This is a genomic window from Acidobacteriota bacterium (genome assembly GCA_022340665.1).
In the GTDB taxonomy this organism is placed as follows: domain Bacteria; phylum Acidobacteriota; class Thermoanaerobaculia; order Thermoanaerobaculales; family Sulfomarinibacteraceae; genus Sulfomarinibacter.
Window position 1 is genome coordinate 1 of sequence record JAJDNM010000045.1, and the last position, 20,081, is coordinate 20,081.

15 protein-coding genes are annotated in these 20,081 nt (G+C 60.8%); 6 read left to right on the top strand and 9 right to left on the bottom strand.

Features of this window, described 5'->3' with window-relative positions:
* Nucleotides 1-345 precede the first annotated feature (345 nt).
* The 6 genes from LJE93_06350 to bcp all read right to left on the bottom strand — a co-directional run bounded on the left by LJE93_06350 (nt 346) and on the right by bcp (nt 6,989).
* The gene (locus LJE93_06350; GenBank protein MCG6948520.1) at nt 346-1,599 is read right to left on the bottom strand and encodes an ABC transporter permease; all 1,254 of its coding nucleotides are present in this window, start codon (nt 1,597-1,599) and stop codon (nt 346-348) included.
* Between the two features lie 107 nt (nt 1,600-1,706).
* Nucleotides 1,707-2,960, bottom strand: coding sequence for an ABC transporter permease (locus LJE93_06355; GenBank protein ID MCG6948521.1), 1,254 nt, complete (start codon nt 2,958-2,960; stop codon nt 1,707-1,709).
* Nucleotides 2,961-2,975: 15 nt separating this feature from the next.
* Nucleotides 2,976-4,214: an ABC transporter permease gene (locus tag LJE93_06360; protein MCG6948522.1), complete on the bottom strand. Its 1,239-nt coding sequence runs from the start codon at nt 4,212-4,214 to the stop codon at nt 2,976-2,978.
* A gap of 173 nt (nt 4,215-4,387) precedes the next feature.
* Nucleotides 4,388-5,038 carry an ABC transporter ATP-binding protein gene (locus LJE93_06365; GenBank protein ID MCG6948523.1) on the bottom strand — a complete coding sequence of 217 codons (651 nt, stop codon included), beginning with the start codon at nt 5,036-5,038 and terminating at the stop codon, nt 4,388-4,390.
* Between the two features lie 43 nt (nt 5,039-5,081).
* Complete coding sequence (locus LJE93_06370; protein ID MCG6948524.1) at nt 5,082-6,320, bottom strand: efflux RND transporter periplasmic adaptor subunit; 1,239 nt, start codon at nt 6,318-6,320, stop codon at nt 5,082-5,084.
* A gap of 189 nt (nt 6,321-6,509) precedes the next feature.
* Nucleotides 6,510-6,989: a thioredoxin-dependent thiol peroxidase gene (gene bcp / locus LJE93_06375; GenBank protein ID MCG6948525.1), complete on the bottom strand. Its 480-nt coding sequence runs from the start codon at nt 6,987-6,989 to the stop codon at nt 6,510-6,512.
* A 159-nt stretch (nt 6,990-7,148) separates the two neighbouring features.
* Between bcp and LJE93_06380 the strand changes: the two genes are divergently transcribed.
* The 3 genes from LJE93_06380 to LJE93_06390 all read left to right on the top strand — a co-directional run bounded on the left by LJE93_06380 (nt 7,149) and on the right by LJE93_06390 (nt 11,889).
* Entirely contained in the window at nt 7,149-7,829 is a 681-nt protein-coding gene (locus LJE93_06380) for a peptidylprolyl isomerase (GenBank protein MCG6948526.1), read from the top strand.
* 209 nt (nt 7,830-8,038) lie between these two features.
* Nucleotides 8,039-11,314: a protein kinase gene (locus LJE93_06385; GenBank protein MCG6948527.1), complete on the top strand. Its 3,276-nt coding sequence runs from the start codon at nt 8,039-8,041 to the stop codon at nt 11,312-11,314.
* A 17-nt stretch (nt 11,315-11,331) separates the two neighbouring features.
* Complete coding sequence (locus tag LJE93_06390) at nt 11,332-11,889, top strand: DUF4136 domain-containing protein (GenBank protein ID MCG6948528.1); 558 nt, start codon at nt 11,332-11,334, stop codon at nt 11,887-11,889.
* A gap of 415 nt (nt 11,890-12,304) precedes the next feature.
* On the opposite strand, the gene LJE93_06395 is transcribed toward LJE93_06390, so the two are convergent.
* Together LJE93_06395 and LJE93_06400 are read right to left on the bottom strand one after the other, a co-directional pair.
* Nucleotides 12,305-13,147, bottom strand: a complete 843-nt coding sequence (locus LJE93_06395) for an alpha/beta hydrolase (protein ID MCG6948529.1) — start codon at nt 13,145-13,147, stop codon at nt 12,305-12,307.
* A 13-nt stretch (nt 13,148-13,160) separates the two neighbouring features.
* A complete protein-coding gene (locus LJE93_06400; protein MCG6948530.1) occupies nt 13,161-14,993 on the bottom strand; it encodes a hypothetical protein in 1,833 nt (610 codons plus the stop codon).
* A gap of 86 nt (nt 14,994-15,079) precedes the next feature.
* On the opposite strand from LJE93_06400, the gene LJE93_06405 reads away from it, so the two are divergent.
* Nucleotides 15,080-16,849, top strand: coding sequence for a glycosyltransferase family 39 protein (locus tag LJE93_06405; protein ID MCG6948531.1), 1,770 nt, complete (start codon nt 15,080-15,082; stop codon nt 16,847-16,849).
* 110 nt (nt 16,850-16,959) lie between these two features.
* On the opposite strand, the gene LJE93_06410 is transcribed toward LJE93_06405, so the two are convergent.
* Nucleotides 16,960-17,511: a prepilin-type N-terminal cleavage/methylation domain-containing protein gene (locus LJE93_06410; protein ID MCG6948532.1), complete on the bottom strand. Its 552-nt coding sequence runs from the start codon at nt 17,509-17,511 to the stop codon at nt 16,960-16,962.
* A 273-nt stretch (nt 17,512-17,784) separates the two neighbouring features.
* On the opposite strand from LJE93_06410, the gene LJE93_06415 reads away from it, so the two are divergent.
* Both LJE93_06415 and LJE93_06420 read left to right on the top strand, forming a co-directional pair.
* The gene (locus LJE93_06415; protein ID MCG6948533.1) at nt 17,785-19,479 is read left to right on the top strand and encodes a fibronectin type III domain-containing protein; all 1,695 of its coding nucleotides are present in this window, start codon (nt 17,785-17,787) and stop codon (nt 19,477-19,479) included.
* Between the two features lie 35 nt (nt 19,480-19,514).
* A partial coding sequence (locus LJE93_06420) for a hypothetical protein (protein ID MCG6948534.1) occupies nt 19,515-20,081 on the top strand: 567 nt, incomplete at its 3' end.

Here is a 20,081-nt window from a genome sequence, read left to right on the forward strand (position 1 = left end):
TCCGTCCGTTTGTGAAATATTTTTCAAGCAATTCGCGCGGATTTCTGTAGGTGGCGGATACGCCTCGGCCTGCGCCTTCCGCGAGCTTCGAAACAGTTCGTCTGTAGAGTGTTCCTTCGGCCGAAATCCCCGCAAATTGCTCACTGAGGTGCCACGTTCACTGAGGTACCACGTTCACCATTGCACCATTGTGCCCCGGGGGTGTTGCTTGAGTGCCCGGACAATGGTGCAATGGTGAACGTGGCACCCCGCCGACAATGGTGCAATGGTGAACGTGGCACCCCGCCGCACCCCGCGGCGCGGGTGGAACCCGCCCCTACGGCTTTTTTGGGGAGTTCCTCGGTTCTACTCGTATCGGAGGGCGTCGATCGGCGCGAGTCGTGAAGCCCGAATTGCTGGCCACATCCCGAAAACCAGGCCAACCACGGAGCAGAAGACCACGCCCCGAACCGCCCACTCCATCGGCACGTGGACGTAGAAATCGGTGAACAACGTGACGATATTGCCGAGGCCGAACCCGACCATGACCCCGATGATGCCGCCGATATTACAGAGGACCACCGCCTCCATCAGGAACTGAAGGAGGATCACACGACGCTTTGCGCCAAGCGCTTTTCGGATGCCGATCTCCTTGGTGCGCTCGGTGACCGAAACCAGCATGATGTTCATGATGCCGATGCCGGCCACGATGAGGGCCACGATTCCCAGCACGAACGCCGTCGTCTTGAGGCCAGCGGTGGCCTGATTGAAGGCCCTGATTTCGGAGTCGGTCGTGAAGTAGAAGAAATTGTCGCGGTCGCGCGGGCTCACTCCGCGAGCCGTGCGCAGGACCGCACGGGTCTCCTCGATGGCATCCTGAAGCTCGACGTCGGGTGCTGACCGCACCGTGATGTAGATCGAGCGTTGGGTCCCCGGCTCGTCGCGAGACCCGTAACTTCCCAGCCAGGCTGTGATCGGGACAAGCACATATTGATCGAACCGACCGCCGAACGCCGACTTTCGTTCCTGGAACACACCCTGGACCGTGTATTTGTGACCGTCTACCTTGATCTTCTTGCCGATCGGATCGATGAACGGAAACAACTCCTGTGCGATGCCGAAGCCGATGACCGCTACCTTTCGGCCGATCATCACGTCTTCTTCAGAAATGTTGCGGCCGAGCTCGACGTAGTGGGTGTTGTTTTCCGGGTACTCCGGGGTCCCCCCACAAATGAAGCAGCTGGCCTCGGTGGAGTTGTCCCGAAAGCTCACTCGCGCGTTGTAGTGCCAGAGCTCGGCCCCGACGAGATCGACCGATTTCACACCCTCCCTGATCGCGTACGCATCCTCCAAAGTGAGCGGGGGCCAGCGTGCGATTTCGCGGAAGTTCACGTCCCGGTTATCGTTGAAGTTGCCGCGTGGCTCCTTCTGGATCTGGAACGTACGATTCGACAGTACGCTGAGCTCTCGCTCCATGGTTGACTGAACCACCGACACGCCGGTCATGACAGCGATGATCGCCGCGACCCCCGCGATGATACCGACAAGCGTCAGGATCGAACGCAACTTGTGCGCTCCGATCGCGGAGACAGCCATCTTGACGGACTCGATCCAGGTCATGGATCCCGATCTCCAGACGTCACCCGGTTCTCTTCGGTGCCATCATAGCCGTTTCCGCAGACAGGGGGGGGTGATTCGTCCGAAGTCGTTGCTGAATATCGGGTGGGCTACTCGTATCTGAGCGCTTCGATCGGCGCCAGGCGGGAGGCTCGAATCGCAGGCCACATCCCGAAGACCAGACCAACCACCGAGCAGAAGATCACCCCGCGGACGGCCCACTCCACAGGAACATGAACGGCGAAATCGGTGAACAGCGTGACGATGTTGCCGAGTCCGAAGCCCAACAACACACCGATGACACCACCGATATTGCACAGGACGATGGCCTCCATCAGGAACTGGAGCAAAATTGCCGGCCGTTTCGCGCCCAGCGCCTTGCGAATGCCGATCTCCCTGGTGCGTTCGGTGACCGACACCAACATGATGTTCATGATGCCGATGCCGGCCACAACCAGGGCGATGATCCCGAGCACGAACGCGGCGGTTTTGAGCCCCGCGGTAGCATCGTTGAATGCGCGAATTTGTGAATCGGTGGTAAACCAGTGAAAGGTGTCACGATCGCGCGGACTCAAACCGCGAGCTGCCCGCAGCACGGACCTGGTTTCCTCCAGCGCCTCTTCGAGCGGGACGCCGTAACGCGAGCGCACCGTGATGAAAATCGAGCGTGGGCGCCCGGCCTCATCACGTGAGCCGTACATCTCCATCCACACCGAGATCGGCATCAGGACGTATTGGTCGAACCGACCACCCATGGCCGATTTACGTTCCGCGAACACGCCCTGAACCGTGAACTTGTGGCCATCGACCTTGACCGTCTGTCCCACCGGGTCGGTGAAGGGAAAGAGCTCCTCTGCGATGGCGTGTCCGAGCACGACGACCCGCCGGCCGATCACCACGTCTTCCTCGCTCAGGTTTCGCCCGAGCTCCACATAGTGGGTATTATTTTCCGGGTACTCCGGCGTCCCTCCGCAAACCATGTTGTTGGCTTCGGTGGACCTGTCGCGAAAGCTGACTCGCGTGTTGTAATGCCAGAGCTCGGCACCGACCAGATCAACCGACTTCGCCCGTTCCCGGATGGCGTAGACGTGTTCCATGGTCAGCGGAGGCCATTTCGCCATCTCTCTGAAGTTGATGTTGCGGTTGTTGTTGAAACCGCCCATCGGGAACTTGGTGATTTGAAAGGTTCGGTTCGAGAGAACGCTGAGTTCGGCTTCCATCTGGCTCTGTACCACCGAAACCCCGGTCATCACCGAGATGATCGCTGCCACGCCGGCAATGATTCCGACGAGGGTGAGTATCGAACGCAGCTTGTGCGCTCCGATGGCGGAGATGGCCATTTTGAAGGATTCTGTCCAGGTCACGTCCAGGCCCTTTCTCTACTCGTAATGCAGTGCGTCGATCGGGTTGAGCCGCGACGCACGCCAGGCGGGTATGAAGCCGGAGATCACGCCTACCGCCACCGACACCGTCAACGCAATCACCACGATCGGCATCGAAACACTGGCCGGAAGCAGAAAGCGATCGATGGCGACGGCGACGCCAAACGAGAGCGCGACCCCGATTGCCCCGCCGATCAGACAGATAGCCGAAGATTCGAGTAAAAACTGTAGCAGGATGGCTCGGCGCTTTGCGCCGATAGCTTTTCGAATCCCGATCTCCCGCGTGCGTTCGGTGACCGATACGAACATGATGTTCATCACGCCGACACCGCCGACGAAAAGAGAGATCCCCGTCACCGCCATGCCGATCATCAGCACCACTCCCATGACGTTATTGAACGCTTCGAGAAGGGAGTCCATCTTGTTTATCGCGAAGTCGTCCTCTTCATTCGGTGCGAGGCGCCGGATTTTTCGCATCTCGCCGACGACCTCATACTCGAAGTCCTCGACATCCGCGCCCGGCGGCGCCTTGACGGCGAAATCGAAGCTGCGTTGCCGGCCACCGAACTCCCTGACAAAGGTCGTCACAGGCACGAAGACCTGGCTGTCGAAATCGGGTCCTCCAAAGAATCCGGCGCTCCCCTGCTTCTCCATGACCCCGACAACGCGGAAATCCGCTCTCCCGACCTTGATCTTCTTGTTGATCGGGTCCACATCCCCGAACAGCTGCTCGCGCATCGTCGTGCCGATCACGCACACGTGACGTTTGAACTCGACGTCGTGTTCGGTCAGAAATCGCCCGTACTCCGGCACCGCGCTGGAAACCAACATGTGCTTGTGAGTGGTGCCAATGACGGTGGCGTTTTCGATCACCTCAGACATATATTTGATCGGCCGTCGAGTATCGTCGGTGGGGTTCACCGCCACCCCGCGGGGGAGCCGCCGGGAGAGCTTCTCGCTGTCCTTGAGACTGAGGTTTGGACGATTGCGGAACTGGAAGAAACGACCCTGAAATATCCAGGGAACCCGAGAGACATAGAGCACATCGGTGCCGAGCACCGACACGCTTTCACGGAAGTTATTGGCGAGGCCGTTGGCCGCCGTCATGGTCGTTACCACGGCCACGATTCCGATGATGATTCCCAGGGTGGTCAGGATTCCCCGGGCCTTGTTGGCCCTGAGCGCCGCAAATGCGATCTTGAGCGCCTCCGCCGAACTGTGGAGCCGAGCCCGCATACCTCACCACCTTTTGTCGCGAGGCCGCAAAGCCGCGGTGAGATGTGGTGTCTGTAACCTGAGGGCTACGGAGTCGTACTCGACGCTACGTCGAGCAGCCCGATGCGAGCGAACGACGTAGATTGCCGCGGATTCCCAGCCGCAGCAGAAGGGTGGCGAGATATGCGGGCTGTTCATGCCGCCTCGGACTGAAAGCTGTCGCTGGCAATCAGGCCATCCAGGAGTCGAATCTCCCGATGGGCGTGGCTCGCGATGTCGTCTTCGTGGGTCACCAGGATGATCGTGTTGCCCTCCGCGTGCAAACCATCGAAGACCTCCATGATCTCGGCGCCAGTGTTGCTGTCGAGATTTCCGGTCGGTTCGTCAGCCAGGAGTATCGAAGGTTGGTTGACCAACGCCCGTGCGATCGCCACGCGTTGGCGCTGCCCACCAGAAAGCTCATTGGGCCGGTGCTTCATGCGATCCGCGAGGCCCACCTTGGCGATCGCCTCTTCGGCGAGCTGCTTGCGTTTTGCCGGTCGGATCCCGGCGTAAATCAGCGGCAGTTCAACGTTGTGAAAGACATCTGAACGAGCTAATAGATTGAAGGTCTGGAAGACGAAGCCGATCTTTTCGTTTCGGATCTCTGCCAGCTCATCCTCGCCCAGCGTTCCGACGTCTGCACCATCGAGCCGGTATGTCCCCGACGTTGGCACATCGAGACAGCCGATGATGTTCATCAAAGTCGACTTGCCGGAGCCCGAGGGTCCCATGATCGCGACGTACTCGTTCTCCGCGACATCGAAAGAAACTCCGCGCAACGCGTGCACGCCGACCGAGTTCATGTCGTAGATCTTCTCAACCGAGCGAAGCTCGAGGGTCATCGCCTCATCCCTTCTTTTCGTCACCACCAAGTGAGACCATCGATCCGTCCTTCAAATCCCGACTGATGGCTCGGTAGTTGCCGGTGACCACCTGTACATCCTCCTCGAGCCCGTCGGCTATTTCGATGTACGTCTCGCTCTGAATGCCGGTCTTGACCTGGCGGGCCTCGGCACGGCCGTCCTTGACGATCCAAACGATCTCGACAAAGCCCTCGGAGTCGGGGGTGAAACGCGCCTCCTCACCCTCGCCGGTCTGCTCGGCACCAAGCTGTTCGAGGGTGCGGACGGCGACGCTCTGGATCGGAACGCTGAGGCAGTCCTCGCAAACATCCGTCACTATTTCCGCCGATGCAGTCATCCCCGGTCGGAGTTCGTCGACCGGGTCGATGATCGCCACCTTGACCTCGAACTCAGTCTTCTCGTCGGTGGTGCCCAGACCCGAAGATTTCGCGCTGTTGGCGATCTCGGTCACCTTCCCCTTGAGCTTGACATCCGGCAGCGCGTCAACCTCGATCTCCGCCTCGTCACCGATCGAGACCGACACGATATCGTTCTCGTCGATGTCGACCAGCGCTTCCATCCCCTCCAGGTTCGAGATCTCGAGAATCACGTCTTCCTGAAACTGCGAACCGAGGGCGATCTCCCCGATTTCCTTGTTGAGCTTGCTCACCGTACCCGACATCGGGGCGTAGATTGTCGTCTTGGCCAGATCGTCGCGAGCCTGGCGAAGCGCCGCCCGCGCCTGTTGTCCCTGGTCGAGCGCCGATTGGTAACGCGCCTTCTCCACCTCGGCGGCCGCATACACCGTATCGAGCACGGATTGTGACTCCAGATTACGGTCGAAGAGCTCTTTCGTGCGCTCGTAGTCCTTCTCCGCCTTCACCATGTTCTCGCGAGCCAGGTTGGCGTTCGCCTGTGCAGCAGAGAGATTTGCCTGAGCGCTTTCGACCGCGGCCAGGTACCGCTCTCGGTCGAGCTCGACAAGCAACGTCCCCTGCTCGACCCACTCGCCCTCCTCGACCTCGAGGCGCGTGATCTTGGCGCTCACATCGGCCGAAATATTCACCTGGATCATCGGTTGGATCTTGCCGGTGGCCGTCACGGTCTGCACCACCTGACGACGGCCGACGTCCTCAGTCTCGACCTCGATGCCCTCCACACCGCCCCGGCGCGTCGCCAGAGTCAGACCCGCGACCACGATGACCGCAATTATTGGGAGCCCTATGAGCAGTTTCTTCTTCATGTTCATTACCCCACACCTGCATCGCACCAGTTGGTGTTGATGTGTTTCGACGCTCTCCTTTGTGTACGTGGAAAGGCGGTGTTAGGTTGCGCGAACACGAATTCGGATTTCGGAATTCCTCCACCCCCCCCCGGCTCTGAGATGAATCACGGGGTAGGAGGGCGGAATTCAGAAATCAGAATTCCGTGTTCAACGTTGAAGCTGTTCCAAGCGTTCGCGGACCTTCTCGGCGTGGCCCTTCGCCTTGACCCGCTTCCATTGGTGAGCGACAACGCCCTCCGGGTCGATGATGACCGTCGATCGGATGACGCCGACCGTGACCTTACCGTAGAGGTTCTTCTCCCCCCATGCGCCGTAGGCCTCCATGACCCCGTGCTCAGGGTCGCTCAACAGCCGAACACCGAGGTCGTACTTGGCGATGAACTTCCGATGCTTCTCGGGCGAGTCCGGGCTGCAGCCCAGTACGATCGCGTTCATCCCATTGAAGTCCTGAATACCTTCGGTGAACTCGCAGGCCTCGGTAGTGCAGCCGGGCGTGTCATCCTTCGGATAGAAATAGAGCACCACCCACTGACCTGCAAAATCAGACAGCGCGACCTTCTTCTCGTCCTGGTCCAACAGCGTGAAGTCTGGAGCCTTTTTTCCTTCTACTACCTTCGCTTTGCTCATCGTGCCTCCTCAGAATTCGGTCTTCAGCCACGTTTCCGCTCCCGATCCCGCTCACAACGTAAATAGCGCTGAACCTCCGTTCGATATTTCCGGGATCGGGTTCGGGTTCGGGATCGACTTCCGGGAACCAGCTACAATGCCGGCCACAAGGAGTGCCAGATGAAATCGTGCCGCTGTTTCGCCATCACCCTGTTGCTTGTCACGCTGACCATCGGAATCGGGGGCGTCTCGTTCGCCGAAGACGAGGCCACGCAATCGAAGGCAAACCCTGCGCTGCTCGACCCCAGTCTGGCCACGGGGAAGGCCCCTGATCTCTACCGGGTCAAGATGGAAACCACCGCCGGCGATTTCGTCATCGAGGTCCACCGGGAGTGGGCACCACGCGGTGCCGACCGTTTCTACAACCTGGTCAAGGTCGGGTATTTCACCGACGTCGCCTTTTTCAGGGTCATCAAGGGATTCATGGCCCAGGCCGGCTTCCACGGCGACCCGACCGTGTCACGAGCCTGGCTGAGCTCGCGCATCAAAGACGATCCCGTCAAGCAGTCCAACACGACGGGAATGGTCACCTTTGCGATGGGCGGTCAACCTAACACGCGCAGCACACAATTCTTCATCAACTATGCCGACAACTCCTACCTCGACAAAAGCGGATTCGCGCCCTTCGGCAAGGTGGTCGAGGGTTACGAATCGGTGAAGGCGCTCTACGGCGGCTACGGCGAGGGGGAGCCGAGTGGCAAGGGTCCTGCCCAGTCGAAGCTGTTTCGTCGGGGAAACCCTTATCTGAAAGCGGAGTTCCCGGAGCTGGACTACATCACTAAGGCGTCGATCATCGAGTGAGCTCGCGCTGGATGCTCGATACTGGTCACTCGATTCTCGATACTCGATTCTCGAGAGTCGATGCTTGAGAGTCGAGGTCCGAGTTGCCGAGCCTGCCGTTCTGTCGAAGGAGGATTTTGGGGGGTGCGTGGGCGGATCGAACTTCGAGCGACGAGAATCGAGTATCGGTCGGGCGGGTGGGCGCGCTATAGTCTACCGAGACGGACACGATGACGGCTGAAAATCACGATCGGCGACCGAACCCGGCGACCGCAGCCGAGCAGGTTTTGCGCCTCGCCGCCGACCGTGGTTTCATCTCCCACGACCAGGCCGAGTCGACGATTGTCCAGGTGCGCGAGCGTCTGCTCTCCGCCGGCCTCTACGACAGTGACGATGCGTCACTCGAGCTCGTCATCCCGGATGAGCTGCTGAGGAATGACACCCTCGCCCGCCTCGCGCGCGAACTCGGCTATGAAGACGAGGATTGGTTTCCCCGCCCTCCGTCGGACTCCGGCGGCAATATCGATCCGCAAATGAGCAGCGACCCGTTCGAGGTCTTTCCCGTTTCCGGTTGGGACCGCTACGAGTTCGTGGAATTCATCGGCCGCGGCGGCATGGGCGATGTATTCAAGGCGCGGGATCCCCGGCTCGGACGGCACGTGGCCCTCAAGTTCCTTCGCCGGGACGATCCCGAGCAGGTCAAACGGTTCCTGCGAGAAGCCAAGGTTCAGGCCAAGGTCGAGCACGAGAACCTGTGCCCGGTCTACGAGGTCGGCGAGGCCGGTGGGCACTCCTATATCGCCATGCAGTACGTTGCTGGCGGTTCGATCAAGGAAATCGCCGATCTCGTCGGTATCCAGGAAAAGGTCGAAATCATGGTCGACGTGGCGGATGCTCTCCACGCCGCCCACCAAGCCGGCCTCATCCATCGAGACATCAAGCCGGCCAACATCCTCGTAGACTGCACCCCCGAAGGTGCCTGGCACCCGTACGTGGTCGATTTCGGTATCGCTCGCGAGGTCGACACGCCGCACGATCTGACCATCTCCGGGATGGTTCTCGGCACACCCGCCTTTTGCTCGCCCGAGCAGGTACGGGGAGAAACCTCGAAGCTCGATCGGAGAACCGACGTCTACGGGATCGGCGCCACCCTCTACTGGTTCCTCACGGGCCAGTCTCCGTACGCCGGCGCCTATCCCGAGGTGGTCGCGGGCGTCACGGAGAAGGACCCTCTACCTCCCCACCGTGTTGATCCGTCGATACCGGTAGATCTCGAAACCATCGTTCTCAAGTGCCTCGAGAAGGAGCAGGATCGACGGTATGCCACGGCGCGTGAGGTCTCCGAGGACCTGAGACGATTCCTCGGCCGGGAGCCGATCGCGGCACGTCCGGCCAGCCTCCTCTACAAGCTCAACAAATGGATCCGGAAGAATCCCGGACTGGTCGCCGCGGCGGTCATCGTCGCGCTGTCCTTTGCGGCCCTCGGTTCACTCGCCCTGCGTTCTATCCTCCGCACGCGACGGCAGGCCGCGATAGCTCAATCGCTGACCGAGCGGGCCAAGGAAATCGAAGGTTTTGCCCGGGTGGCAGCGATGATGCCGTTGCACGATCGAACTTCCGAGCGCGGTGTCATCCGCCAGCAAATGCTCGATATCGAAGCGGAGATGGCGCGGCTCGGTTCGATCAGCGATGGCCCGGGACACTACGCCCTCGGCAGGGGATATCTGACGCTCCTCGACGACCAGAAGGCCCGGCAGCATCTCGAGCTTGCCATCGACCGGGGTTACTCCGGTCCAGGCGTTTCCTACGCCCTCGGCATGGTGCTCGGCCGCCTCTACCAACGCGAACTGGGGCTCGCTCGGCGACTCGAGAACGAGAATCTCCGAACCGCGCGGATTCGGGAGATCGAACAGCAGCTCCGCGATCCGGCGCTGACCTACCTCCGCTCGGGCAGCGGTTCATCGATCGAGGGAACGGGGTATGCGGAGGCATTGATAGCGTTCTTCGACGGCGACCTGGACGGCGCTCTCGAGGCCACCCGGCAAGCCTTCGCGGAGGAGGCCTGGCTCTACGAGGCGAAGCGCCTCGAGGGCGACATCCTCCTCGAAATGGGCGCCGGGCGCGCACTTCACGGCGATGCCGATGGGGCCCTCGAGATGCTTGAAGAGGCGGGCGGCGCGTACGCATTGGCAGCGAACATCGCACGCTCCGACCCGAGCGTGTACGAGGGAGAGTGCGGCCGTTGGACGCAGATCATGGAGCTTCAGCGTCGGCGAGGGGAAGAGGTTCTCGAGCCCTTCAATTCGGCGGTGGCCGCGTGCGACCGGTCGCTGGCAATCGATCCCGAGCGGGCCAGCGTGCACGAGCGCCTCTCGCATCTCTACTGGCGCTGGGCGGATCTGGTGAACGACCGCGGCGGCGATTCCGGGCCATTCCTCGACCAGGCGATCGCGGCCGCCGATCGCGCCATCGGGCTCGATCCCGAGAGTGTTCCGGCGTTCTTCACGCGCGGTGGCGCCCTGACTGTCACTGCCCTCGGCGAGATGGCTCGCGGGGAGGACCCCCGCCCCACACTTAACGACGCCGTGTCGAGCTTCGAGTCCGCGATCGCCATCGACCCAGGGTTCGTCCTGGCGCACGATGACCTCGGCTACGCGTGGGAGCTTCTGGGCCGCTACCAGATGGGCATCGGCACTGATCCCAGACCATCTCTCGAGCGCGCCGTCGAGGCCTTCGAACGCGCCAACGACCTCAACCCGGCCTACGCCAACGCCTACAACAACAGGGGCATCGCGCTGTGGCGCACCGGGATCTACGAGCTTCGCACTGGAGCGAACCCGACGGGCACATTTTCCGGGGCCGTCGCCGCCTTCGACAGCGCGATCGAGCGCAACCCGGACTACGCCTACGCCTGGGCCAACCGCGGCCTGGCCGGCCGCTGGCTCGCGAGATACGAGCTGGCAATCGGTAACGACCCCAGCGCTACTCTGGACCGCGCTCGCACCGACCTGCAGCGCGCGCTGGAACTCAATCCCCAGATTTTCTGGGCTTATCCAGAGCTGACCGCTGTCGAGTTGGCCGCCGCCCTTTGGGCGATGCAGATGAACGAATCGCCGGTCCGATACCTGGATGCGGCCGAGGCCGCCGCCTCGAAGGCTCTGGTCGCCAACCCGCGAAACGCGACCGCCTACCAGAGCGCCGCGGAGGTCGCTCGCTGCCGCGCTGAGTGGAAGCTCCGCCAGGGGCGATCCGTACGAGCGGATCTGGTCGAAGGGAACAGGCTCATCGAGGAAGCATTCGAGCGTAATCCCGAGCTCGCCAACGCGATGGTCACCGAAGCTTGGCTCAAGATCATCCAGGCGGAGGCGGAGAGCGACCCACGCAGCCGCTCTGCCCTGGCCTCCGAGGCTTCCAGCAGCCTGCAGAGGGCCCTCGAGGCGAACCCGCTGCTCGAGCGCGAAACCGAGGAATTGCGCGACCGCATAACCAGGTTAAACTCCATCTGACCAACAAGGGAGATCCGATGCGCAAGACAATCATCACCGTCATCATTCTGCTCGTCGCTGGACTCGCGGCAGCGTCCAAGATGAAAGCCCGCGTGGGTTACGACCAGAACACCGATTTCTCCGAGATCAAGACCTTCACCTATATCGACAGTCTCGATACATCGGTCGTCGACTCTGCGCCTCCAGTGCACGAGATGATCAAGCTCCTGATCATCCGACAGCTCCAGGACGGCGGCATGAAATGGGTCGAGCAAGATGAAAACCCGGATGTCTTCGTCACCTACCACACGGATGCGAGTCAGGATCTGAAGATGAATGTCACGTTGTACCAGTACCACTACAGCACCGGGTGGTGGTGGAGCCCTCTGTGGGGCAGCGGTATGGACCTATCCTCCTTCAGCCAGGGCTCGTTGGTGATCGATATCTGGCGACCCGATACAGAGGAGCTGATCTGGCGCGGGGCAGTCGTAGGTGTCATCCCCGATGACCCGAGCCCGGCCAAAGCCCAGAAGATCATCGAAAAGGCCCTCGACCTGATGGGCAAGGAGTTTCGGAAGATGCGGAAGAAGGAGTGAAAGTAGAGGAAATCTTCTAAGCCCTGTCTGAATTGAGGCTTCTTGACTCTTCCGATGTCGGATAACTGAATGCCACGCTCGCAACCCATAGATCCCTCGGCTCGCTTCGCTCACTCGCGATGACATTCTGACTCGGCTCGTCGAATGAGCCCGTCATCATGTCATTTCGGATGTGGGATTTCCCGCCCATCCACCGGGGAGAAATTCTCAGTTTTGAATTTTGAATTTTGAATTACGGACGCCCTGCGGGCGTCGTGACTCACCACCACCAGCGCGTGGCCGTACGCTTCCCACCCGCCCTCGAGCCGACCCCCTCAGCTACGGCCACGATGCGCTGTTGTCGGTGAGTTCCCGCCCACCCTCCCTGTGCTCTGGGGGGGTGGAGGGGAATTGAGAATTGAAAACTGAGAATTCCTCACGGGCGGGTTACATCATCAACGAAATCACTCAACGCGTCGAAGTACGGCTCGCCGCCAACAATCCACGTCTCGTTGTGGCCACTTCCCACGACTTCGTGAAACCTCTTGGGCTCCCCTGCGGCACCAAAGAGCTCGCGGCCGAGACGGAAGGGAACCACCTCATCCGTTTTCGAATGGATGAAGAGCTTCGGGCAGGCGACCGCCGGGATCTTCTTGATTGAATCCATCCGCGTGGCGACCAGGAATCTCGGAACGAAGGGATAGTGGGTTTTCGCCATTTCGCGAATCGATGTGAAGCTCGACTCGACGATCAGCCCTGCCGCCGGGACGCTGACGGCAAGATCGACAGCCACGGCACCACCCAGAGACTTGCCGAATATCACTATCAGTCCCGGATCGACACCACGATCCCCGGTCAGGTAGGACCACGCCGCGCGGGCGTCCGTGTACAGCCCGTCCTCGGTCGGCCTGCCCTCGCTGCGGCCGTAACCTCGGTAGCCCACGACGAAGACCGATGCCGGGGTGCGATTCGAGAGCGCGGTCAAAAGCTCCGCTCGGTGACTGAGGTTTCCGGCGTTGCCGTGAAAGAACAGCAGGACGGGCTGATCCGGCCGGGCGTCGAGCCTCCGGCACCACCACCCGTGCAGTTGGACGCCATCCGAAGCCGTGAAGAATTGGTCGTCGATGGTGCAGCCGCTGCCCCGCGCTGCGGCCTCGGTGTCCCACAGGCCGTCCGGGTACCGGGTCGGAAAGAAGATCAGCGAACGCTCGAACAGGGTCATGACGATGATCATGGTAACGAAGGCGACCACCGCAATCATGAGGTGCTTCGCCTTCATCCTCAACCGGCCATCAGTTTCCGCACCGGAACTGTTCGTGGTTCCTCTCGAACCACGTCTTCGGGCTCGTCACGTGCAGGGTCTCCTTCTGTCCCTGGAGCTCGGCCGCCGCCGCGAGGACACCGTATCTGGCGTGGACCAGGCCGTGCATCAACCCATCCTCGATACAGAGATCTGCGCGGATTGCCGCTTTCCCGCCCTCCACCTGGACATCGGTGATCGCGACCATTCCTTGGTCCATTTCGACCTTCGCACTGCCTGAAATGTCATCGGTCTGGATTCGTCGGTCCATCTGATCCGCGCGTTTCTGGGTCTTGGCAAAAAGGGCGAAAATCGGCTCCGCACTTTCGGCCTCGATTTCGAGATCGACCGACGCTTCCAGATGTGGCCTGACCCGGACGGCGCCCTGTGTGATTTCCACCGAACCCCACCAGTCTCCCGGGCTCGAGGGCGTGGATTCCTCGACGTAGGCGCCTGCGTCGCGAAACTCGACCTTCGTGCCAGCCGGGTCCCAGGTCCCATTCTCAGGGTCCACCAGTTGAACCCTGGAAATACTCTCGAGGTCTCCGACCACGCGTTTCCCCTTGAAATCCAGCACCACATCGTCACCGACCAGGCGAACCTCGGCCCTCCCCTCATGAGTAGACCTCAGTATTTCGACGTAGGCCTTCACCGTCCCAGAACCCGACACGATGCGCATCGATCCGCCTTGCGGAAGATTGCGGTTGTAGACGGTCAGGTCCGGCACCTCGGACTCCTGCAGGTCGACCACGAGGTCTGGCGGAGGCATGTCCGGGTCACGCGGAACCATCACGCCACCGGCCCTCCTGACGCTCAGCGTGAGATGGTCTCCGCTGACGTGCGGCTGTTCCTCGCCGCGGCGGGCGAGGTCGAAGTCCTCGAGTTCGACATGGAGGAGTTCATGCTTTGCCGAATCAGCCGCCTTGAAGGCTCGAATACGGCCAGTGCCGGTTGCCGTGTAGTCGAGGTAGTCGACCGTGTAGGTAGCCTCTTCGGTCACCAGGCGGCTGGTCGGTTTTATTTCGCCACGATCAAACCGTATGTCGGCGGCGACAATGCCCGACCCGCCGTGGAATTCGAGATACTGCGCACTGTCCACCAGCTCGTTGAGAAAAGCGAGGTCCTGGACATCTCCCTCGACCTCCAGGCGTCCCCTGACGAATGGAATGATCCCAGTGTCCTTATGCTCGCGCGGCACATGCCGGTCGATGGCCACGCGTGCGTCGATCTTCAATTCCCGCGCGAGGTCCACGTCACCGTTCCGCAGCGTTCCCGATTTCACCTTCACCCGGGTCCGCGGCAGCCGCAACGGTCCGCGGGTCTGGGAATCGAGACCACCTCGGACCTCCAGCGGGCCTTCCAGCTCGAAGTCGCCGACCTTCACCGCCCTGACGTCGTTCGCCGCGGCGCGGACGAACCACACCCGGAAGCCCGGCTTGGTCTTTTTCTTCCGCGGCAGAACGGTGCCAGCCCTACCGAGCTCGAAATCGATGCCGCTCGCCTTCGCGGTCAGCGCCTGAAAGGTCCCGAACGGAAGTGCCAGCAGATTGACGAGCACCCTCCCCTTGTCGACCTTCAGGTTCCACTCGATCCCACGGGTGTGCTTCCAGAGGCTGAACCCCCTGGCATGAACGAGACCGGGGACGACGGTCCAGGCCCTTTCCCAGCTGACCTTGGTGCGCTCCGGGTTCTTGGCCACGATCTTGGTCATCAGGTCGGAGTTCACGAACCAGTTGACTCCGACCAGATACACGACCCACAGAACGAGCAAAACGACGAGAACCCATTTCAGACGTGGAGAGAGGGCGCCGGCTGTTCTCTTCATCTGTCCTCCGATCGGTGCTGCATATTCCACCACGTCCACCGGAGAGAATCCACCCTCAACCGGAGCATTGCGATACCCTGTTAACGGTGAGTCGGACTTCGACAGGCTGGTCGGTTGTGGCTGCCACCATCTTCGCACCGCTCCTTCTCGGAGGGGTCGGTATCGCCGTTGCCATACGCTTCAACGATTCCGACGACCAGTGGGTAGCCGCTCTCGTCGGATGGATCATCGGATGGTTCTTCATCCTGGTTTCGATCGCCGGTTGGCAGATCTCGCGCGGCCGCCCGGTGTTCGGTAACCCCGGTTCGGTGCAACCGGCGTGGCGACGTCCCGAAGTCATCACGCTGCTGGTGATCCTTCTGATCGCAGCATTTCTCAGGATCTTCGCACTCGAAACCATTCCGGTGCCTCTCCATAACGACGAGATGAGCTGCATGCTCGAGGCTCGCGGCTTCCTCGACGGAGACACCTCTCTTTTCGACACCGGCTGGTTCAGATGCCCGAATCTCGGTTTCTTCCTCACCAGCATTCCGATGAAGGTCTTCGGCCCGACACTGTTCGTCCTGCGCCTCACGTCGGCGGTCCTCGGCCTGATCTCCCTGATTGCCACCTATCTGATCGTTCGCCGACTCTTCGGCGTGCGGCCGGCGTTGCTGCTGCTGATCATGACGACGCCATTTCACTGGCACCTGCACTTCAGCCGCACCGGATTCCACTACATGCAGGCGGCCTCCCTGACCGCGCTCGCCATCCTGCTGTTCGTGATTGCCTTCGACCGCCGCAGTCCGGTGCTCTTCGGCTGTGCCGGGGTGGTTGCAGGCATCGCCTGGCAGACCTACTACGCTGCCTGGCTGCTGCCGATCCTCCTCGTCGCGTGGTCGATCGCAAGGCTTTTGAGCGATCGCACGCTCGGAAAAACGGTGCTGATGGCGCTGACCTTCTCCGCGGTACTGTTTCTCGCCACCGTCGCCCCTCTGTTCGCCCACTACCTCGAGGACCCCGTCTCCGCGTCCTCGCGCACGACAAAGGTGTTTCTCTTCTCGGAGTACAACCGCCAGCACCTGGAGAGATCCTACGAAGAATCCGACCCGGTCTCGCTCCTGCTGTTGCATTCCACCAAGCTGTCGAAGCTCCTGATTGGCGGCGCCGGGGACACCTCTCGCCAGTACGGCCTGCAGGGCCGTTTCATCGACCCGTTCCTGCTGCCGTTCTTCCTCGCCGGCCTCGTCTACGCCCTCTTCCTGATCCGCACGCCCGGGGGCCAGCTCCTCTGGATCTGGTTTCTCGGCACGATGGTCGTCGGGGGGTTGCTGACGGTGGATGCCCCCTTCTCTCCCCGGCTCGTCGGCATCACATCCGTCGTCCTGCTCTTTCCGGCCCTGGCGATCGACCGCGTACTGAGAATCGAGTGGATCACGGCGCGACGCTCACGCTCGGCGATCGCGGCCCTCCTGTTCACCGTGCTGATCTCGCTCTCCTGGTGGTGGAACCTGCACACGACCTTTGTCCGCCATGGGCGCCCTTACTGGATCGAGAACCGAGATCTCATCGTCAGGCTTGCGGCCGACCTCGGCAGCGTGAGAACCATCGCGAATTTCGGTGATCCCGAGGATTTCGGTCATCAGGCCTACCGGGCAATGGTGCCGGGAGTTCGCGGCGAGAACCTGGCCGGTCCCGGGGGAAGGCCGGAGGAGAAGGTCGAGATCGTCCGGTCGTTCGGACCGAGAACCTTGGCCATCTATCCGCTCGGCGAAGAAGTCTTCTATGGCCTGTGCGATGAGTTTCCGGGGGCCACCGGCGGGACGATCCTCACCGACGGCGGCCTGGACGGCTTCGAGTGGTGTTACGTGGAGTGAATCGGTTCTCGACGGCCAGAAAATCTGCGCTTTCAGACACGCTGCAAATCTGAGGACTGTTCGCGACGCCCAGGGACGCTTCGGCTCGAGCTAGCGGTTCCGTTCGTCGACTAATTGTCTTTGGGTACCGCGCCGATCCACTGATCGAAGTTGGGATCCTGCTTCGGCCACCACTTGGCATCCTGCAGATAGGTGTGGCGAAACTCGTTGTACGCTACGATCTGTGGCGGCATCCCACCACCGAGATGAAAGCAATATTTGGCGTCGCTATTATTCCCGTGCGTCGCATGTTTACACACGATCAGGAAGCGCATCGGAATGCAGTCGCGTCCGGGCAGCGAGCTACCCGGGTTCTCTTCGTCGCAACCGTCCAGGTCGTTGCCGTGGCCGTTGTTGAAGTCGTCATTGTTGGGGATATACCAGTAGTCCTTGTAATTTTCGCCCCAACCGAGATACTCACGCACATCCTCCTGCGTCGGGGCATCCCCGGTCGGCTTGAGCAGATCGATCTCGGAGGCGAAGGCCTCCATGTTGGCGAGGCAGACCGTCGTGGTGGCGGCATCTTGGGCGCCGTTGATCTTGCCGATCACGACAACCGAAAGGGTCCCGACTACCACCATCCCCACGAGGAGTTCAACCAATGTGAAGCCGTTTCTGGACATGACCCAACCTCCACGATTCAAACGTAGGTCTCTGGCCGTGTCAGCGTCTTGATGTGCATCACATTTGAACGCTTTGCCACCGCATAATCGGCTCGGGGCGGTGATTCGGATCACCTCGTCGCGATCGTTGTCCTGCCCACCGGGCACGTACCTCGCCGACAACACCGGAACCGGCGAACAAGCTCTGACCTCATTTCTTGTTGACAACATCATGCTGCCACCAGAGAATGCTCTTACAGTTCATCACCCGTACAAGAGATCAGGAGGTTATTCGTGCGCAAACCCATCCTGCTCGTTTGTTTGACACTCATTCCGGTTAGCTTTGCCCGTGCCCAGATTCCGACGTCGGAAAGGGACGCGTTGATTGCGCTCTACAACGCGACGAACGGTGCTTCGTGGACCCCCCCCACCTGGGACACGGCAACGACAGGGTCGGAGTGCACAACATGGAAAGGGGTGTCTTGCAACGCTTCTGATCGTGTGAGCAGCCTTGAACTGCAGTACTCCAATCTCGACGGTACACTCCCGGCCGAACTGGGTAATCTCGAGCAACTGATCATATTGAAGCTATTCGGCAATCCCCACCTGACCGGAAGCATCCCGCCCGAACTGGAAAACCTCGCCTTGCTGCAATATTTCGAGGCCTTCAACTGCGCTCTGACCGGGAGCATCCCACAGGAGTTGGGAAACCTGTCGAACTTGGGGCATATTCGGCTCTATAACAACCAGCTGACAGGAAGCATCCCGCCTGAGCTGGGAAACCTTTCGAAGTTGCGGTACTTGATTCTTAGCGGTAACCAGCTCACCGGGAGTATCCCGTCGGAGTTGGGGACGCTGGACTTATGGGGGCTGGACCTGGGCTTCAACCAGCTGAGCGGAAGCATCCCTCCGGAGCTCAGCAATCTGACGAACCTGTATGGCTTCATCGTGGAATTCAACCAATTGAGCGGGAGCATTCCCTCGTTCCTGGGGACATTTTCAAATCTCTATTTCTTGGAACTGACATCCAACCAATTCACAGGAGGAATCCCCCCGGAGTTGGGGGATCTCCCGAATCTACAGGTGCTGGAACTGGGCTCCAACCAGCTCAGCGGCGCCATCCCACCGATGCTGGGCAGCTTGGCGGGCACCTTGCTGGAGCTTCGCTTGGAACACAACCGGCTGACCGGGAGCATCCCGCCCCAGCTTGGAAATTTGAGTGTCCTGGAACGGCTGTACCTGTATGGGAACCGACTGAGCGGGGAAATCCCGACGGAGCTCGAAAACCTCACCTCTTTGCTGGATTCGAATGGATTGCGAATCCGTTGGAATGCCCTCCACACAGATAACGCATCTCTGATCTCGTTCCTCGATGACAAGCAATACCACGATGATTGGTCCAGCACACAGACGATCCCTCCGGAGAACCCGGCCGTCAGTCGGATCGGCAACCATACGGTTTGGCTGAGTTGGGATGCGGTGAGTTACACAACAGATTCCGGGGGCTTCGAGGTCTTCTCCTCCCCCACCGGGACCAGCGTGTGGACCTCTGGCGGCTGGACGGAGTCGAAGTCGACCCTCACGTTTCCGGTGACCGGGCTCGACCCGGGGACGAGCTACGACCTCGCGGTGGTGACCTACACCGATCCCCACGCCGACAACCTCAACCTGGTGAACAGTGATTTCAGCGCTCAGGTAACGGCAACCACGGCGGATACGGGCTGCAGCCAACCGGTCATCGACATCTCCGGAACCGGTATGGGTCCGTTCACGCTATCGCTCACGGAAGGCTATGGCAGCTACCTCTGGAGCACGGGCGAGACCACCGCGACCATTGATGTCGACTCGACTTCCGGGCAATGGTACTGGGTCACGGTTAACCCGGGCGGCCCCTGTGAGGAGACTGCTGCGGTGTTTTTAGATCCGGAAATCTTCACCGACGGTTTCGAATCCGGCGGCACGACGGAGTGGTCGAGTGAAGTGCCGTGATTCAAACCGCCGGGACGTCCACGAGGAGGCAAAGTATGCGATCGACCGTCCTGCTCTTTGTGTTTGTCCTCCTGGTTTTCCCGGCGGGCAATGCTGACGCACAGTTGATCGTCGATGACTTCGACTCGCAGACGACCGGCTCGCCTCCAGCCTGGCAATGGTGGGAAAACGGCCGCTCAGGCACGATCCAGGTCGATGACACCGTCTACCGCGGGTCATCGGGGAGGTCGGTTGAGCTCGTCAGAACGACCTTCGACGACTACACCTTCAGCTTCGGCCGCAACTTTCGGCCAATTGACGCGCCCGCGGAGCTGACATTTTTCTTCCGCGTCGGCTCAACGACCGTCGAGGTCTTGACCGCCATCGGAGGCAACAACGCCGCGCATCAGGTGGCGTGGTGGGTCGGTGTCGGCGGTGACGTCGGCAACGCCATCGGCACTCACTCGCACGCCGGAGGCTGGAACCACGTCATGGATGTCGTGGCCGACACCTGGTACGGCGTGCGCCTTGAAATCGACCCGACCACCTTCACCTACGACATCACGGTGTGGGAGGACGGTAACCCCGGCAATACCGCTTCAGAGACCGGCATCCCCTTTCGA

Bases quoted from the DNA above. Each gene is read 5' to 3' on its own strand.
- LJE93_06350 (MCG6948520.1), bottom strand. From the start codon at position 1,599: ATGACCTGGATCGAGTCCGTCAAGATGGCTGTCTCCGCGATCGGAGCG.
- LJE93_06360 (MCG6948522.1), bottom strand. From the start codon at position 4,214: ATGCGGGCTCGGCTCCACAGTTCGGCGGAGGCGCTCAAGATCGCATTT.
- LJE93_06365 (MCG6948523.1), bottom strand. From the start codon at position 5,038: ATGAACTCGGTCGGCGTGCACGCGTTGCGCGGAGTTTCTTTCGATGTC.
- LJE93_06370 (MCG6948524.1), bottom strand. From the start codon at position 6,320: ATGAAGAAGAAACTGCTCATAGGGCTCCCAATAATTGCGGTCATCGTG.
- bcp (MCG6948525.1), bottom strand. From the start codon at position 6,989: ATGAGCAAAGCGAAGGTAGTAGAAGGAAAAAAGGCTCCAGACTTCACG.
- LJE93_06380 (MCG6948526.1), top strand. From the start codon at position 7,149: ATGAAATCGTGCCGCTGTTTCGCCATCACCCTGTTGCTTGTCACGCTG.
- LJE93_06385 (MCG6948527.1), top strand. From the start codon at position 8,039: ATGACGGCTGAAAATCACGATCGGCGACCGAACCCGGCGACCGCAGCC.
- LJE93_06390 (MCG6948528.1), top strand. From the start codon at position 11,332: ATGCGCAAGACAATCATCACCGTCATCATTCTGCTCGTCGCTGGACTC.
- LJE93_06395 (MCG6948529.1), bottom strand. From the start codon at position 13,147: ATGAAGGCGAAGCACCTCATGATTGCGGTGGTCGCCTTCGTTACCATG.
- LJE93_06400 (MCG6948530.1), bottom strand. From the start codon at position 14,993: ATGAAGAGAACAGCCGGCGCCCTCTCTCCACGTCTGAAATGGGTTCTC.
- LJE93_06410 (MCG6948532.1), bottom strand. From the start codon at position 17,511: ATGTCCAGAAACGGCTTCACATTGGTTGAACTCCTCGTGGGGATGGTG.